The sequence below is a fragment of the Anabaena sp. PCC 7108 genome (genome assembly GCF_000332135.1).
Taxonomy (GTDB): Bacteria; Cyanobacteriota; Cyanobacteriia; order Cyanobacteriales; family Nostocaceae; genus Anabaena.
On record NZ_KB235896.1, the window covers coordinates 4,093,060 to 4,107,848 of the forward strand.

The 14,789-nt window shown below is 40.2% G+C and carries 15 protein-coding genes; 6 read left to right on the forward strand and 9 right to left on the reverse strand.

The window, feature by feature from the left end; genetic code table 11:
• Positions 1–456: 456 nt before the first annotated feature.
• Positions 457–2,115: a response regulator gene (locus tag ANA7108_RS27675; RefSeq protein WP_016952438.1), complete on the forward strand. Its 1,659-nt coding sequence runs from the start codon at positions 457–459 to the stop codon at positions 2,113–2,115.
• A gap of 112 nt (positions 2,116–2,227) precedes the next feature.
• On the opposite strand, the gene ANA7108_RS0119190 is transcribed toward ANA7108_RS27675, so the two are convergent.
• On the reverse strand, positions 2,228–3,154 hold the full coding sequence (locus tag ANA7108_RS0119190) for a phosphodiester glycosidase family protein (RefSeq protein ID WP_016952439.1): 927 nt from the start codon (positions 3,152–3,154) through the stop codon (positions 2,228–2,230).
• Positions 3,155–3,314: 160 nt separating this feature from the next.
• Between ANA7108_RS0119190 and ANA7108_RS30315 the strand changes: the two genes are divergently transcribed.
• Positions 3,315–3,479, forward strand: a complete 165-nt coding sequence (locus tag ANA7108_RS30315) for a hypothetical protein (protein ID WP_158318376.1) — start codon at positions 3,315–3,317, stop codon at positions 3,477–3,479.
• 25 nt (positions 3,480–3,504) lie between these two features.
• Here the strand turns inward: ANA7108_RS30315 and ANA7108_RS0119195 are convergent, their stop codons facing one another.
• The 7 genes from ANA7108_RS0119195 to ANA7108_RS0119225 form a co-directional block, all read right to left on the reverse strand.
• On the reverse strand, positions 3,505–3,930 hold the full coding sequence (locus tag ANA7108_RS0119195; RefSeq protein WP_016952440.1) for a hypothetical protein: 426 nt from the start codon (positions 3,928–3,930) through the stop codon (positions 3,505–3,507).
• Between the two features lie 27 nt (positions 3,931–3,957).
• Positions 3,958–4,125, reverse strand: a complete 168-nt coding sequence (locus ANA7108_RS31210) for a hypothetical protein (protein ID WP_016952441.1) — start codon at positions 4,123–4,125, stop codon at positions 3,958–3,960.
• Between the two features lie 327 nt (positions 4,126–4,452).
• Complete coding sequence (locus tag ANA7108_RS0119205) at positions 4,453–5,703, reverse strand: DUF4912 domain-containing protein (RefSeq protein ID WP_016952442.1); 1,251 nt, start codon at positions 5,701–5,703, stop codon at positions 4,453–4,455.
• A 543-nt stretch (positions 5,704–6,246) separates the two neighbouring features.
• A complete protein-coding gene (gene rfbB, locus ANA7108_RS0119210; protein ID WP_016952443.1) occupies positions 6,247–7,332 on the reverse strand; it encodes a dTDP-glucose 4,6-dehydratase in 1,086 nt (361 codons plus the stop codon).
• Between the two features lie 152 nt (positions 7,333–7,484).
• The gene (locus ANA7108_RS0119215) at positions 7,485–8,489 is read right to left on the reverse strand and encodes a glycosyltransferase (protein WP_016952444.1); all 1,005 of its coding nucleotides are present in this window, start codon (positions 8,487–8,489) and stop codon (positions 7,485–7,487) included.
• Between the two features lie 177 nt (positions 8,490–8,666).
• On the reverse strand, positions 8,667–9,320 hold the full coding sequence (locus ANA7108_RS0119220) for a DUF6391 domain-containing protein (protein WP_016952445.1): 654 nt from the start codon (positions 9,318–9,320) through the stop codon (positions 8,667–8,669).
• A 547-nt stretch (positions 9,321–9,867) separates the two neighbouring features.
• Positions 9,868–10,143, reverse strand: a complete 276-nt coding sequence (locus ANA7108_RS0119225; RefSeq protein WP_016952446.1) for a LuxR C-terminal-related transcriptional regulator — start codon at positions 10,141–10,143, stop codon at positions 9,868–9,870.
• A 516-nt stretch (positions 10,144–10,659) separates the two neighbouring features.
• Here ANA7108_RS0119225 and ANA7108_RS0119230 point away from each other — a divergent pair.
• On the forward strand, positions 10,660–11,637 hold the full coding sequence (locus ANA7108_RS0119230; RefSeq protein WP_016952447.1) for a carbohydrate kinase: 978 nt from the start codon (positions 10,660–10,662) through the stop codon (positions 11,635–11,637).
• A gap of 92 nt (positions 11,638–11,729) precedes the next feature.
• Here the strand turns inward: ANA7108_RS0119230 and cobS are convergent, their stop codons facing one another.
• Entirely contained in the window at positions 11,730–12,506 is a 777-nt protein-coding gene (gene cobS, locus ANA7108_RS0119235; protein WP_026104311.1) for an adenosylcobinamide-GDP ribazoletransferase, read from the reverse strand.
• Between the two features lie 280 nt (positions 12,507–12,786).
• Here cobS and ANA7108_RS0119240 point away from each other — a divergent pair, with 280 nt between their 5' ends.
• The 3 genes from ANA7108_RS0119240 to ANA7108_RS0119250 all read left to right on the forward strand — a co-directional run bounded on the left by ANA7108_RS0119240 (position 12,787) and on the right by ANA7108_RS0119250 (position 14,745).
• Positions 12,787–13,239 carry a hypothetical protein gene (locus tag ANA7108_RS0119240; protein ID WP_016952449.1) on the forward strand — a complete coding sequence of 151 codons (453 nt, stop codon included), beginning with the start codon at positions 12,787–12,789 and terminating at the stop codon, positions 13,237–13,239.
• A gap of 144 nt (positions 13,240–13,383) precedes the next feature.
• Positions 13,384–14,520, forward strand: a complete 1,137-nt coding sequence (gene tgt, locus ANA7108_RS0119245; RefSeq protein ID WP_016952450.1) for a tRNA guanosine(34) transglycosylase Tgt — start codon at positions 13,384–13,386, stop codon at positions 14,518–14,520.
• An 87-nt stretch (positions 14,521–14,607) separates the two neighbouring features.
• Positions 14,608–14,745 (forward strand): photosystem II reaction center protein K, encoded by a 138-nt coding sequence (locus ANA7108_RS0119250; protein ID WP_016952451.1) that lies wholly within the window; start codon positions 14,608–14,610, stop codon positions 14,743–14,745.
• Positions 14,746–14,789 lie beyond the last annotated feature (44 nt).

Here is a 14,789-nt window from a genome sequence, read left to right on the forward strand (position 1 = left end):
CTTAAATCGCGCCATCTGGTAAATTATGGGCTTCATCTCTGGGCAATATTGATTTTATCCGTAGACTCTCAGTGTCTTTAGACTTGAGTATGTCAAAAATACAATTTTTTCAACAACTAGATATTTTGATTAACATAGATATATATCTTAAATTATTTGGCGTTGCTGAATAAAAGTATGAATTTATCTGACGCAGAGGTACAGGAAGCAAGAGTTTGGGAGATGGAATATTTGAGTTGCATCCCTCGATTCGTCAACGCCAAATAATTTAATGAACAAATGTGAGTATCGTCATCATTTTTTCTAACTAAAATATTTTCCTACTTCTCTCAAAAATTAACATTTCTTAATCATAATGGCTAAATTAATGAGCAAATAGGTTTATAACCTCATGCAAATTACATAAGTCCTAAAAAGTTGGGGAATACTCAAAGGTTACCAAAGAACTTATCAAGTATGATTCAACCCTTGAACGTGTTGATTGTGGAAGATTCAGAGGCTGATGCTATGTTAGTTATCCGTGAACTACATCGCAATGGTTTCAATCCCATCTGGGAGCGTGTCCAAACAGCTCAAGAGCTACGTGCGGCCCTTCAGAGATGTAGCTGGGATGTGATCCTTTCAGATTACCGATTACCTGGATTCAATGCATCTGTAACTCTGGAAATTGTGAAGCAGAGTCAAAAAGATATTCCTTTCATTGTCGTTTCCGGCACAATTGGCGAATTATCTGCTGTGGAAATGATGAAAGCGGGCGCTCACGACTATGTGATGAAAGACAACTTAAACCGATTGTCAGAGGCAGTGCGTCGAGAAATGCGGGATGCACTGGTGCGGGCAGAGCGGAAAGAAGCCGAACGCGAACGCGAACACTTGCTTGCTCGTGAACGCCACTACATTAAACAATTGCACCAGTTATATGAAGCAGAACAGCAAGCACGGTCGGCGGCAGAAGCGTCCAGAGAAGAAGCCCAAGCTGCCAACCGGATTAAGGATGAATTTTTAGCGGTGCTATCCCATGAATTGCGATCGCCCCTCAATCCCATTTTGGGTTGGTCTAGGTTGCTACAAACTGGCAAGCTAGACGAGGTAAAAACAAAGTTAGCTCTGGCAACTATTGAGCGGAATGCCAAACTGCAAGCTGAATTGATTGAAGATTTGCTGGATATTTCCCGGATTCTACGGGGCAAGCTTAGTCTCACAAGTAACCCGATTAATCTAGCCTCAACTATTAAAGCAGCAATCGAAACTGTGCAACTCGCAACAGAAGCCAAGTCTATTCGGATAAAAACTATGCTAGATCCGGATCTAGGACTTGTTTTAGGTGACTCAACCCGTTTACAGCAAGTGATATGGAATTTGCTCTGCAATAGCGTTAAATTTACACCCCCAAAGGGTCGGATTGAGGTGCGATTGGAACAGGTTGATAATCAAGCTCAAATTACCATTAGCGACAATGGCATGGGTATTTCTCCTGAATTTCTACCTCATATATTTGATTATTTTCGGCAAGCGGATAGCACTACCACCCGTAAGTTTAGTGGATTGGGTTTGGGTCTGGCAATCGTGCGTCATTTAGTGAATCTGCACGGTGGCACTATTGAGGCAGAGAGCCAGGGTGAAGGAACGGGAGCTACATTCACGGTTAAGTTTCCACTGATGCCCACTGTACCAACTGTTAATCAAGATGTTCAATTGTCAGAACTATCTCTTGATTTAAAGGGTTTCCACATTTTAGTGGTTGATGACGACACTGATACACGAAATCTGATTGTTTTTCTTTTGGAACAAGTAGGGGCAAGGGCGATCGCATTTGCCTCCGCTGATGAAGCATTTACGTCCTTAACTCAATCCCCACCGGATATCCTCATTACTGACATCGGGATGCCAAAAATTGATGGATATATGCTAATGCGGCAGATCAGAGCTTTGCCACCAGAGCAAGGTGGACAGATTCCCGCGATCGCTTTGACTGCCTACGCCGGAGATATTAATCACCAACAAGCAATACAAGCAGGCTTTCAACAACATATTGCCAAACCTATTGAACCAGATAAATTAATACAGGCAATCTCTACACTCTTGAGCCAGATGCATTGTCAGGCGCACGTCTAGTTATGAGGGTTACGTTTTGAAGATTGTTTGCGTCGTAATCCAAAAGATAAGGTTTCTCAACTTTATCTAGAACGCTGTCAGATGTAAAGTAGCTTCTGAAACTATCGCACTATCATTTCTTATAAATCAAAAACGCCGATCCAATGGGTCCAAAATTCTCTACATATACCTTATTGTTATAAAACAATCCCGGAGACATTCCCCCATCAAATAAAATCCCTTCTTGAATTCTCCCTAAACAGTTATTTCTAGCAATTCCTGATAACACATCATCAAACTGACTGGGTAGCAATTCTTTATTAATTGCAGAAGTTTGAATACTAGAATTAGCTTTCACATCATTAACTAACAAAATTACATAACCTTTATTTGTAATTGCAGCCATAGAGCGATTAGTTGCACCTTTACAAGCAAATTCTCCCAAGGCTTTACAAATATCTTTAAACTGACCTTGACTATAAAATCTACCATTACCACCTACTAAATTGTAATTAAGAGAATTCGCTGCTCTTCTCCCAGTATCAATAGTAGCTCTACGTTGCCTTGGGTTTCCACCTGATATCCCAAAGGAAGAACGTTTATTTTTAAACGCACCTGAATACTCTACCCCACGAGAAATATTTAAACCTTGGGGTTTATTAACAGTATCTATATAGTCAGCATTAATAGCTGCAATTGGTGATTTACCATTTAATTTTGAATTTTCGTCTGATATCAATTGACCAAACTGTTTGGGTATGAATTCTTTACGAAAATTTCCTCTACTATCTTTAGCATATATTTTATGAGCTAAACCCAGATTCACCTTAAAATCTAAACTAGGTGATTTAGGATTAAAAAGAATCACATGATTGATCCCTTTACTGTATCTTTCACCTTGATTATTAGTCTTCAAAAATTCAATACTAAACTGGGAATTATTACCAGGACAATTAGTAGATGTTTTTGGGGCTGAATTAGCCACCATATCCTGACAACCTAATAATAAACTGGCGCTAATTATTGGCATAGATATCAAAAATAATTTATTTGTGTTCATCTGTGTTTATCTGCGGTTATGATCACAAAAAAAACCGCTACAGGATTACTATAGCGGGGATTATTACTGGATATAACAAATCAATCATTGAATTTCTTGCCTTATCATTCTCATGTAATATTTTACCTGTTAACTGCCCGATACAAAAAAATGACAGTAAATGAATTCACAATCCGCTTTAACCAATGCTGGGGGTTTAATTCCCCTGCCTCTACAGACAGAAATTTTTGATGCCTCAGCTAAATCCCCGTTGCAAAACTTAATTACGTTGGCGGTAGCCTGCCGTAGGCATTATTACGAATTACGTTGGCGTAGCCTGCCGTAGGCACTATTACGAATTACGAATTATTTTAATCTTTTTGCCTCAGCAATTGCTCTAAAATTCTCTCCAGCCTCTCTATAGCAGCATTTGTTGATTGTTGGCTATCTCGTAATTCGAGAACTACATTATTTACTACAGCATTACGCGCTTTGGTTGTATCCACAAAATCATCAATTTTGTGGCTTAATCGGTCAAACTGCTCATCTACTTTGACAATAAAGTTGTCAACTTTTTCGCCCATGACTTGAACTGTTACGGATAACCCGTCAAGCTGTTTTTGGGTGATATCTTGCCTTTCTGATAGCCTGTCAATGCGATTATTGGCTGATTCAGCATAGGAAGCGGCTGATATCAAAAGCTGTTTGACAGTCTCAAACTCATCATCTAACTGCTGTAGGTGTGAGTCGATGTTGGTTAAACGGGTGTTGGTGTCTACTGGTTGTGGGTTGGTCATGCCGATTTTTGCTGGCTGTGCGTGCGGCTAACTTGCTTTCTGGTCTTGAGGTTTGTAGCTCTGAATTGCTCGTGTAATCATCCGTTCTACAAGATTGGATAATGTACGATCTTCAGCATTTGCAATACTTTCTAACTCTTCCCGTAGTTCATGTGAGCAAGTAAATGTAATTTTTGCCTTTTTAGTTTGACCCATAACTTCAGAAACTATAGATATCTTCAGGTTACATTCTCACTCAGTCAAAAACCAAATTTTTTAGGAGCTATTGGAAGCTATAGATTACTTCAGAAGCTATAGATAATATAACAACAGATAAGCTAATTAGACAAGTATCTGTCAGCGATCGCTTACTAATCCCCTCATAAATTTCCCTCATAAATATAGGTGTCAACAGCTGTTGCGGCTCGCAAAGCAGGTTTTTAAGTACATATCATGAAAAAAACCGCTACAGGATTACTATAGCGGGGATTATTAAAAAATGCAGTTATGGCGTAATGTAAAATTCAATGTGAAATCCAAGAATTACGAAAGCCATTCCAGAACAGCTTCATCCTTGGTATTGGTATTGCGAGAAGGTGTTTCACGTTCAAACTTCATGTGAATAGAACGGCTTTGTTCACCATCAGCAGCAACAGCTAAAATTGGGTAATCAATTAAACCATCTTGGAAGGACATTTGGAAGCGGAATGTACCATCTGAATTCAGCTTAATTGGACGACCACCAATAGTTACATTCGCATCTGGTTCAGTTGCACCATATACAATCAATTCAGCGTCGGCAATTAACCAGAACTTGCGAGGACGTACAGGCACAGCAGAAGCGGAGAAGCCTACACCAGACATACCTACACCGGACATGGTTAAACCAGACACGCTAGGAACTGCCCACATACCTACACCAGATGGGAATACGTAGGAGCTGATAGATTTTTCAGGACTGACAGAACCGGCTACGTGCTGCATGGAACCAAATATAGAACCAGCTACCCGTTGTGCTTCAGCAGATTCTGCTAAACCAAAGATTTCGTCATAAATGGGGTTGCCATTTGCACCAGCAGCGGTAGTGGCAATTTTCTTAGCTGGGGGAACTAGTTCATACTTAGTCTTACCGCGTAAGTCTTCTTCAAAGTCTACGGTGATGAAGACATCTTCAATCCAGTCGGAAGGATAGACGGGAGGAATATGAACTCTAGCAGAACGAGCTAGTACTAACCAACGACCATCTGCGGTACGATAACCGATATCGATGACATAATCGCGATCGCTCACTGGAATGGGTATGTACCACTCTCTTGCTAATTCATCAGCAGGATATTCTTGAATGCTGTGAGGACTTTGGTATTCAATGTCATTGATGTCAGTGACATCATAAATCCGCAATGCTAGGGTTTGTCCCCCTTGACGGCGGAGTTCCTCTTTATGATCATTGGGAATATCCCAATATGTGTAAGCCCATTGAGGATCACGTGGTAGCAGCACAATACGGCTGTCACCATAACCCGCTGGTAAATCGGCAAGCACCTCATCTACATCAGTTAGAGAGCCACCAGTACGATCTTCCTGACCTAATTCAAACTTTGCTGCTTCCACGGTCTCCTGTGCCTCCAGTGAACGAGATGGACTAAGCGAAACTTTGTTGTGCTGGACTTCCTGAATCGATGCCAGCAATTGAGATTTACGCATTCGGCTATAGCGAGAAATGCTAAATTCACTAGCAACTTTACGAAGTTGCCGTAATGTCATCTCCTCTAGCGGGGGGCGTTCTTTTGCCATTAATTTGGCCTCCAGTAGTGTTAAAGGTAAATGATTTCCCCGGGTTATAGAATGGTTGTTAAAATGTCACCTATCCCAGATGAATTTCTTATTCCTGACTTCTGGTTTTGCCCAGTTTATAAATGTTTTAGTTTGTTTTTAAATTGAGAAATACAAGCTTTTGATTCCTCGTCCTGCCATCATTAGCATTTCTTTGGGATCAGCGGTTTGCTTTCTTCAAATAAATACTAACCGGTAATCATGCCTAGTGAGCAAGGGGTCTGAAGACGGTTTTTGGTCTGTTTGACGTATTTATCAGTTCTTCGGGGATCAATATGTCATAACTTCCTGACATAAGGAGTTTTGAGAAGGGAGTTATATCAAGATTCCATGACATTAATATTCAAAAGCGGTAGGGGCGTATTGCAATACGCCCCTACTAAAAAATAAAAATGTGTAGGTTGGGGAGATTTGGACGGGGTTCCCGGATTGTGACCAATGGCCTTTGACGTAAGGAAACCCAACCTACGAATATTCTTAACTGAACAGTATTGCAATACGCCCCTACTGACTGTAATTTTGCCGATAATAAGCTTGATATTCCTCAGATAGTAGTGGTTTCCACCAATCACTATTCTCCAGATACCATTGCACTGTGAGACGTAAACCCTCGGTAATTGTCACAGAAGGACTCCAACCAAGCTCAGTTTTTAACTTATTGGCGTTAATTGCATATCGTCGGTCATGTCCTGGTCTATCTTTGACAAAAGTAATCAACTTTTCAGCCGGACTCACTGGTAAATCAGGTGCTAACTCGTCCATAATTTGACATAAAGTTTTGACAAGACTGATATTTTCCACTTCATTATTACCGCCAATATTATAATTTTCACCTGGCTTTCCTTGATGAATTACCACATCTAAAGCCTGACAATGATCATTAACATAAAGCCAATCTCGTACATTTTTACCATCTCCGTAAACTGGTAATGGCTTACCCATTAAAATATTGATACACATTAAAGGAATTAACTTTTCTGGAAATTGAAAAGCCCCATAATTATTAGAGCAATTAGTGATAATTGTCGGTAATTTATAAGTGTGGTAATAGGCTCGAACCAAGTGATCACTTCCAGCTTTTGAGGCTGAATAGGGACTATTGGGACTGTATGCTGTAGTTTCCGAGAAAGCCGGATCATCTGGGGATAAACTACCATAGACTTCATCAGTAGAAACATGGAGAAAAAGATAATTTTCTGGCTGTGCTTTTGTTTCCCAGTGTTGACGGAAGGATTCTAGAAGGGTAAAGGTTCCAACTACGTTAGTTTGTACAAAAGCCCCAGGAGCAAGAATGGAACGGTCTACATGAGATTCAGCAGCGAAATGAGCTATGGTATCAATATTTTCTGCTCCTAATATTTTATCAACAAGAGTGCGTTGCCCTTGGCCGGCGTAGCCATCGCATATATCTCCCTGGACAAAGCCAAAATTCTCGTATTCCTGAACTAACTTCAAATTGGGGAGATTTCCAGCATAGGTGAGAGCATCCAAAACTACTACACGGTCATTTGGATAAACCCGACACCAGTGATGCACAAAATTTGCACCAATAAACCCCGCACCCCCAGTAACTAGTAAACGACGACTCATAATAATTTTAGATTTTAGATTTTGGATTTTAGATTTTGGATTTTAGATTTTAGATTTTAGATTTTGGATTTTAGATTTTGGATTTTAGATTTTGGATTTTAGATTTTGGATTTTAGATTTTAGATTTTGGATTTTAGATTTTGGATTTTGGATTACAAATACTTAGAAAAATATTTCTTCTTTAGTTTACCATATACTCTACCTACAAATAATTTTGCTAAACGCAATCTTGTTAAATTTTGAATCTTGACTGAGTTATGGCTTTTGTGGTCAAAGAACTCATTTATTTCTGCCAAAATCACTGGCAATCGCTGTAAAATATTCTCAGTTCGGTACTCTGATAAAACCTCCGGTGATAAAGTTAGTGTGATTGGTGATGTGAGAGACTTTAAAATTCTCTGCACATCATATTCTAGAGAATAGCCAGCTATTTTATAGCAATTAAATCCAGGATCTAAATAATCAGAAAGTCCGCCGTTGACACTAGAAAAAACTTGACAACCACAAGCGAGAGCTTCCATTGGTTGTAAGCCAAAACCTTCACTCACGCCTTGTTGCGCCCAATATTCGGCAGAGTCGTAAAGATAAATTTTAGCGCGGTTGAATAATCCCGGTAAATCTTCGATATAAGAATCAACGACAAAGACTTTACATTTTTGCTGCAATGCGGGAATTAATTCTTTAATTAAATATTCAGAAGATTTTCGGGTTTGAACTAAAATATCAATATCTCGTTCAAGATGCAAATTTGTAAATTCATCAGCGATTTGATTAGGTAAATAATAAATTAAAGAATTAGGTGATTTTTGTCCCCAATATCCCATCGTGTTACGGCTGACTGTCACAATGGGAATATCTGACGGTAGATTGAATTTATAACCAGCAGTGTGAGCATGATAAACCACATTGTATTTTTGCAGTTTAGGCGCTAGTTTAGCGATATCAAATCCCCAACTAATCACAAAAATAACATGATCTAAGTTGTTCTGCTTGAGCAGATCGTCAAGAAAAAGTTTACCTGGTTCACGTTGACGGTAAGTGACAACATCAGCACTACAAATCTGTTGAACTAAAGTAACTGTTTTTAACTCCGCCCAAAGACCACCACAGGCAAACTTTCCATCTGTTCCTGGTACTAAAAAGTAAAGTTTTCTCATCACACAATTAATAGGTATTTAAGTAGAAAGGCACAAAAAAAACGTAGACGCGGAGCGGCTTCTCGAAGAGTACTATGTAACTAAAAGTAAAGTTGCCCAAAAACCTCTTTCCTTCTGCCCCCTGCCCCCTGCCTCCTGCCTTGTCATAACGACAATTTTTAACGCCAACCTACTTATTTACTCACACCAGTTCACTTTGACAAAATGTGCTTCACGTCCCCAAGCATCCCGTGTACGGGTAATATTTTCAGTCTCTAGATTAAATGGGATAGCTGTTGTTAAATAACGTTGAGCTATAGAACCTAAATTGGGGGCTAGTTCCGATGCTGTTGTCGCTGCTAAACCTAAACCAATGAGTTGTTCAATAGGTCGAAATGGTAGCAACAAATGTACACCTACAGCCATTCCGGCTGTCAATAGCATTGCTACAGATAAATTTGTACCACAACGGGGATGAACAGCTAAATCCCATTCTCCACTGGTGAGGCGATGTTGGGCTAATGTTACCGCACGTCGCAGATGACTGATATTAACATCACCATAAAGATAAAATCCATGTTCGGTAGACAAGCCGCCCAGTAATTCGTTATCCAATTGCACATTTGTCGGCTTTCTTGCAGGTATACAAGCGCTTTTGATTTCACTGAGAACCCAAACGGTAGCGTGTTCTAGGGCGTGAACCTGACGCAGCATGAGAATTTCTTGTAACCCAGGCAGAAAAGATAGCTGTTTGAGTAATTCAGTGTCTTGTTTGGGTGATGGTGCGATTAAGTCAAACTTAAAAAAGTCAAAGGGAGATGAGCCATTTGAGAAAGAAGTAGAACTATTCATGTTGACCCAAGCTGATAAAGCAACATAGAGTTCTTTCCAATGTAGCTCTTGTAGAACTAAATTATTGCTAATTTTTATGGATAATTTCTGAACAAAGACTAAGGTATGGGGAAAAGAGTAAATGAAAAATTATACCCTTTTCCCCTGGCATTTTCCCTGACTGCTTACAAAAGTCTATTAGACATCGACCTGTCTTTAAATATGCGTTATCGGTTCTACTTTTTCACCAGATGTTGATTGATAGCTTCAGCTTTTCCTTGGTTATCTGTTTTGTTGAATTGTCAGCTGATGATCATTTAAATTGCATCTCCTTGTCTTTCTAGTAACTGCGGATGATGCAACTTAAAGGTAGATTAGCTTAAGAAAGATGATGGTATACAAGTTCCGATACTGAAAAAAGTTGAGTCCTTAGCGTCAACTCCCGCTAAGTGAAAGTTGCGGAACTTGTGGTAGAGGTTCACACTGAAAAATGGGTGTGAGGAGGAGAACAATCAGTAAACCTCAAAATTGACTTTTCAGCATACCAGATGGGAATAGTAGTAATCGACTAACTAACGGTTTCATCTTGAGCGGTGGGGAGAATACAGCAATTGACATCGTTTAAGCAAACTTTGCCCCATTGTAAAGCCCAGCGAACCAAAGCGACGCGGTTATCAGTTTTGGTTTTGGTGAGAATGTTGCTGATATGGTTATCAACTGTACGTTTGCTGATTTCCAGTTTGGCTGCAATCTCTTGGTTAGTTAAGCCGGTGGCCACTAAGTCGATAATTTGCAGTTCTCTGTCTGACAGACTAACAGGGGTCTGAGACTCACTAGCAGCCATGACTTCTTTATTCCTCCCTTGGTATATGTACTCAATCACTATTTCTAATTCTAAAAGATTCTCTCAAAGCTAGGCATTACAAATGTTCCCAGTAATACCAAAGTCTATATTTTCTTTGGATTTGATCTAGACCTTATACCAGATTAAGATGAAGCTGCATAGAATAATTGTAGCTTGCTTCCCGTTCGCAAAGCGTGCCGTAGGCATAGGGTACGCGGATGCACGCAGATAAACGCGGATAAAGACAGATAAATCAATGGATTTCAGAATTATGTGCAACATCACATAAAATTGGTATTAATCTAGTTCATTCGATATTTTGTAGTAAATAGTACGTTTATAGATCAAAAATTTTTGAACTATGCAGGCAAAAACAAATGGGAGTTTAAAAGCAGATATACTCTATTTAGTCACAAAAATTGCTATTGTATTGTATGAATAACTGGAGACAAATGAATAAAATTTGTTGTAGATTTTATACATATTTCTAATCCCAAGTCGTAAATCAAAAATGAGATGAGTAATCCCCGTGTTTTGTGCCTTGGTGAGGTTTTGTTTGATTGTTTAGCTGATCAAATGGGTCTAAAGTTGGAAGAAGTACAGTCTTGGACTCCCTACCCAGGGGGAGCGCCTGCTAATGTGGCTTGTGCTTTAGTGAAGTTGGGAACGCCAGCAGGGTTTATTGGCGCAGTAGGAGAAGATGAACCAGGTAATACACTGGTGAAGCTATTACAAGATGTAGGTGTAGATACCACAGGTGTGCAGCTTCATTCTACAGCACCAACACGACAAGTTTATGTGACTAGGGATTTGGCGGGCGATCGCACTTTTGCCGGTTTTGGTAACTATGATACTTCAGAATTTGCAGATACTCGCTTACAATCTACAAAATTATTACCTGCTCTCTTTAATGAAGCCGACTTTTTAGTAGTAGGAACTTTAGAATTAGCCTATCCTGAAAGTGAGCAAGCTGTTTTGCGAGCCTTAGAATTAGCAGAACAGTATGACCTGAAAATCATTCTAGACATAAATTGGCGACCAGTATTTTGGCAAGACGAAAATACAGCCAAGGCCAAAATTCTCCCATTATTAAAGCGTTTCGATTTTCTCAAACTGACCAAAGAAGAAGCTGAATGGCTATTTAATACTACAGATCCTGGTGCAATTACTTACCGATTGAATTCACTGGAAGGAGTTTTGGTGACAGATGGTGAAAATGGTTGTGCCTATTGTTTAGGTGAGAACGAAGGCAAAGTACCTGCTTTTTCTATGCCTGTGGTTGATACGACTGGTGCGGGAGATAGTTTTTTGGCTGGGTTTATCCACCAATTACATCAATCTGGTATTCAAAGTTTGAGAGATGGAGAAACGGCCAAACGGATTGTTACCTATGCTAGTGCTGTGGGGGCATTAACTACTATTAAACCAGGTGCGATCGCATCCCAACCCACTCCGGCAGAAGTTGATGCTTTTTTAGCTTCCCATCAACTTTAACCTGTCGCGGAAGTCCCCACCTTCACTCTACTCATCAGGTGGGGATTGTGAGTCGGGGATGATAAATCCCCCCGGAATTGAAAAATTAGCTTTCACGAAAAACTAGTAATTACACACAAAAATAAAGCTTCAGTCCATTCAACAACTGCACCATAGGTATCTCCTGTATGTCCACCTAATTTATGATTAAACCAAGCTGGTATTAAACTAGAAATCACACTGCCAATAATTATCATTCCTATAGCTAAAATTAAATTCTGGGGATTAATTAACCAAACTAAAATACTCAAACCTAACAGTAAAAACCAACTCGGTAATAAATCTTGATAAGAACGAATCGCTTGTTTATGAAATGCACCTTTACCTGTAGGTTTTAAATAAGGATAAAAAGCGATCGCCACTTGTTGTCCCCAACGTCCCCACCCACAAGCCGCAATCAATACCAAATAGCGGTTTTCTGACAAATCAGTCAAGGCAGTAGTTTTCAGTAGTAAGATAGCGATCGCTGCCATCGCCCCAAATGCACCTGTAGCACTATCAACCATCACTTGTAATCTTCTTTCTGGATCAGTCACCGCTAATCCATCGGCTGTATCCATTGCTCCATCTAAATGTAGTCCTCCCGTAATTGCCATCCAAATACAAACTACCAAAGCACTACGAGTTAATACTGCCATATTTAGATAACTAATCGCCATATCCAATAAACCTAAACTTCCACCAATCATCAACCCGACAACTGGAGCAAAACAGGCTACTCGATTGAATTCTAAGTCCTTGATATAAGGTAAAGGAATAGCACTATAAAATAGTATGCTCGCTATTAAATGTAGAAGTTGTTGTTTGCACCACTGTAATATTTTCATCATCTTAATACTAGCAATCTGCTGTATTTACTCATAATTAGCGACTTATGACAAAAAATTTGTTATGCTAGTGGGACGATTATCAACCTAACGAGTAGCAATTAATACAAATATATTGCTGGCTACAAAAGCCACAAACTGCTCAGGGATGATCCGCTTTTCGATTCTTTAATGGACGATCACCCGACAAAGTTGATATTTTGGAAATGTAGGGAGTCAAAAAGCTACGCAATTGACTTTTTAGCTGTGTTGTCACTCACCATCCCTCAATAGCTATTTCTCTATGAGTCATCATCTACCGGAAACCAGGATACCAGCCCCGTGCATTGTTAATACTGGCATTATTGTCAATAAGCTCGACATCCGACGATTACTGACTGATTTAGGCCGAGTCCGCTACATTTACACCCAAGACAACAAGCTACTCAGCGAGGGTGAAGGGGATGTGATGGAAGTATTTACCAGTCCGCAAAGGTCTACATTAGTAGCTAACAAAGCGCTGTATCTGAATATTTATAGTTTTGACTATTTGGAACTAAAACAATCGCCACAACAAGAAACCTATTTTGATTTAATCCAAGAGGATATCTGTTTGCGCTTGATTCCCCTATCAATACCTTTACAAGAACGATGCGATCGCCATTTTAACATTGTTGCCATAGAAGCAATGATGGATCAGGTACTCTCAGCCAGATGGGATGCAGAAATTGATGATGATTGTTCCGATTGCTTCTAACCAAAAAATAATATACCCAATAAGGCAGTAGTATGATGCAGGGTTTAACCCCTAATTACTGAGTACTGAGTACTGAGTACCGAGTACTGAGTACCGAGTGTGGATAGAAATCAATTGACTTCAATGACCAATGACCAATGACCAATGACCAATTTTTCCTTTGAATCTCTAGCTACCTGTAGCCATACCAAAGCCAGAGCCGGAGTATTTTACACTCCTCACGGGGAAGTCGAAACTCCCCGATTTATGCCTGTAGGAACGCTGGCAAATGTCAAAACTATCACCCCTGCTCAACTCAAAGATACAGGGGCGCAAATGGTTTTATCTAATACCTATCATTTGCACCTCCAACCAGGGGAAGCAATTGTTGCTGGAGGTGGTGGACTACATAAGTTCATGGGCTGGAATGGTCCCATGCTCACAGATTCCGGTGGGTTCCAAGTCTTTAGCTTGAGCGAGATGCGAAAAATTACAGAAGAAGGTGTAACTTTTCGCTCACCTCATGACGGGCAGATGATTAAATTAACCCCAGAACGCTCTATTGAAATACAGAATATTTTGGGGGCTGATGTGATCATGGCTTTTGATGAATGTCCTCCCTATCCCGCCACTCGTCAAGAAGTAGAAGCCGCCACAGACCGTACTTATCGCTGGCTAGAACGCTGTATAGTCGCCCACAAACGCAGCGATCAAGCATTGTTTCCCATCGTGCAGGGGGGTGTGTATTTAGATTTGCGCGTCCGGGCTGCGGAAGCTTTAGCAAAACTAGATATGCCCGGATATGCCATTGGTGGGGTGAGTGTGGGCGAACCAACAGAACTAATGGCGCAAATTGTCCAAACTACAGCGCCGTTGTTACCAGTTGATAAGCCGCGTTATTTGATGGGTGTGGGTACTTATCGAGAAATGGCAATTGCGATCGCTAGTGGTGTCGATTTATTCGACTGTGTGATTCCCACCAGATGGGCGCGACATGGAACAGCGATAGTATCGGGTGAACGTTGGAATTTAAAAAATGCCAAGTTTCGGGAAGATTTTACGCCCTTAGATGAAACTTGCCCTTGTTATGCTTGTGTAAATTTTAGTCGTGCATACATATCACATTTAGTGCGATCGCAAGAAATATTAGCCTATACCTTGTTGAGTATTCACAACATCACCGAACTGATTCGCTTTACCCAAAAGATTCGGGCATCAATTTTGAGCGATCGCTTTGTAGACGACTTTGGTCACTGGTTGACAGAAGAAGGTAACAGGGAACTCTTAACAGAGAACTCTTAACAGGTAGAGATTTTACCAATTACCAAACCATGTTAAGATACTTCTCAATTATGAAAGATGTGTTGGATTAGGTGGATTTAAACAAACATGGAAGCAGCACTTTTAGTAGCAAAACTGCCTGAAGCTTACCAAATCTTCGACCCCTTGGTAGATGTTCTCCCAGTAATTCCTGTATTCTTCTTGTTGCTCGCTTTTGTTTGGCAAGCAGCCGTAGGTTTCAGGTAAATCAATCTCTTATTAATTCTCTGGACAGGAAACATACACCTGTC

What these genes read in the sequence shown, in the direction of transcription:
- ANA7108_RS0119240 (WP_016952449.1), top strand. Translation starts at nt 12,787, where the DNA reads ATGAGTCATCATCTACCGGAAACCAGGATACCAGCCCCGTGCATTGTT.
- ANA7108_RS0119195 (WP_016952440.1), bottom strand. Translation starts at nt 3,930, where the DNA reads ATGACCAACCCACAACCAGTAGACACCAACACCCGTTTAACCAACATC.
- ANA7108_RS0119225 (WP_016952446.1), bottom strand. Translation starts at nt 10,143, where the DNA reads ATGGCTGCTAGTGAGTCTCAGACCCCTGTTAGTCTGTCAGACAGAGAA.
- tgt (WP_016952450.1), top strand. Translation starts at nt 13,384, where the DNA reads ATGACCAATTTTTCCTTTGAATCTCTAGCTACCTGTAGCCATACCAAA.
- ANA7108_RS30315 (WP_158318376.1), top strand. Translation starts at nt 3,315, where the DNA reads ATGAATTCACAATCCGCTTTAACCAATGCTGGGGGTTTAATTCCCCTG.
- ANA7108_RS0119230 (WP_016952447.1), top strand. Translation starts at nt 10,660, where the DNA reads ATGAGTAATCCCCGTGTTTTGTGCCTTGGTGAGGTTTTGTTTGATTGT.
- ANA7108_RS27675 (WP_016952438.1), top strand. Translation starts at nt 457, where the DNA reads ATGATTCAACCCTTGAACGTGTTGATTGTGGAAGATTCAGAGGCTGAT.
- rfbB (WP_016952443.1), bottom strand. Translation starts at nt 7,332, where the DNA reads ATGAGTCGTCGTTTACTAGTTACTGGGGGTGCGGGGTTTATTGGTGCA.
- ANA7108_RS0119250 (WP_016952451.1), top strand. Translation starts at nt 14,608, where the DNA reads ATGGAAGCAGCACTTTTAGTAGCAAAACTGCCTGAAGCTTACCAAATC.
- ANA7108_RS0119215 (WP_016952444.1), bottom strand. Translation starts at nt 8,489, where the DNA reads ATGAGAAAACTTTACTTTTTAGTACCAGGAACAGATGGAAAGTTTGCC.
- ANA7108_RS0119190 (WP_016952439.1), bottom strand. Translation starts at nt 3,154, where the DNA reads ATGAACACAAATAAATTATTTTTGATATCTATGCCAATAATTAGCGCC.
- ANA7108_RS0119205 (WP_016952442.1), bottom strand. Translation starts at nt 5,703, where the DNA reads ATGGCAAAAGAACGCCCCCCGCTAGAGGAGATGACATTACGGCAACTT.
- ANA7108_RS31210 (WP_016952441.1), bottom strand. Translation starts at nt 4,125, where the DNA reads ATGGGTCAAACTAAAAAGGCAAAAATTACATTTACTTGCTCACATGAA.
- cobS (WP_026104311.1), bottom strand. Translation starts at nt 12,506, where the DNA reads ATGATGAAAATATTACAGTGGTGCAAACAACAACTTCTACATTTAATA.
- ANA7108_RS0119220 (WP_016952445.1), bottom strand. Translation starts at nt 9,320, where the DNA reads ATGAATAGTTCTACTTCTTTCTCAAATGGCTCATCTCCCTTTGACTTT.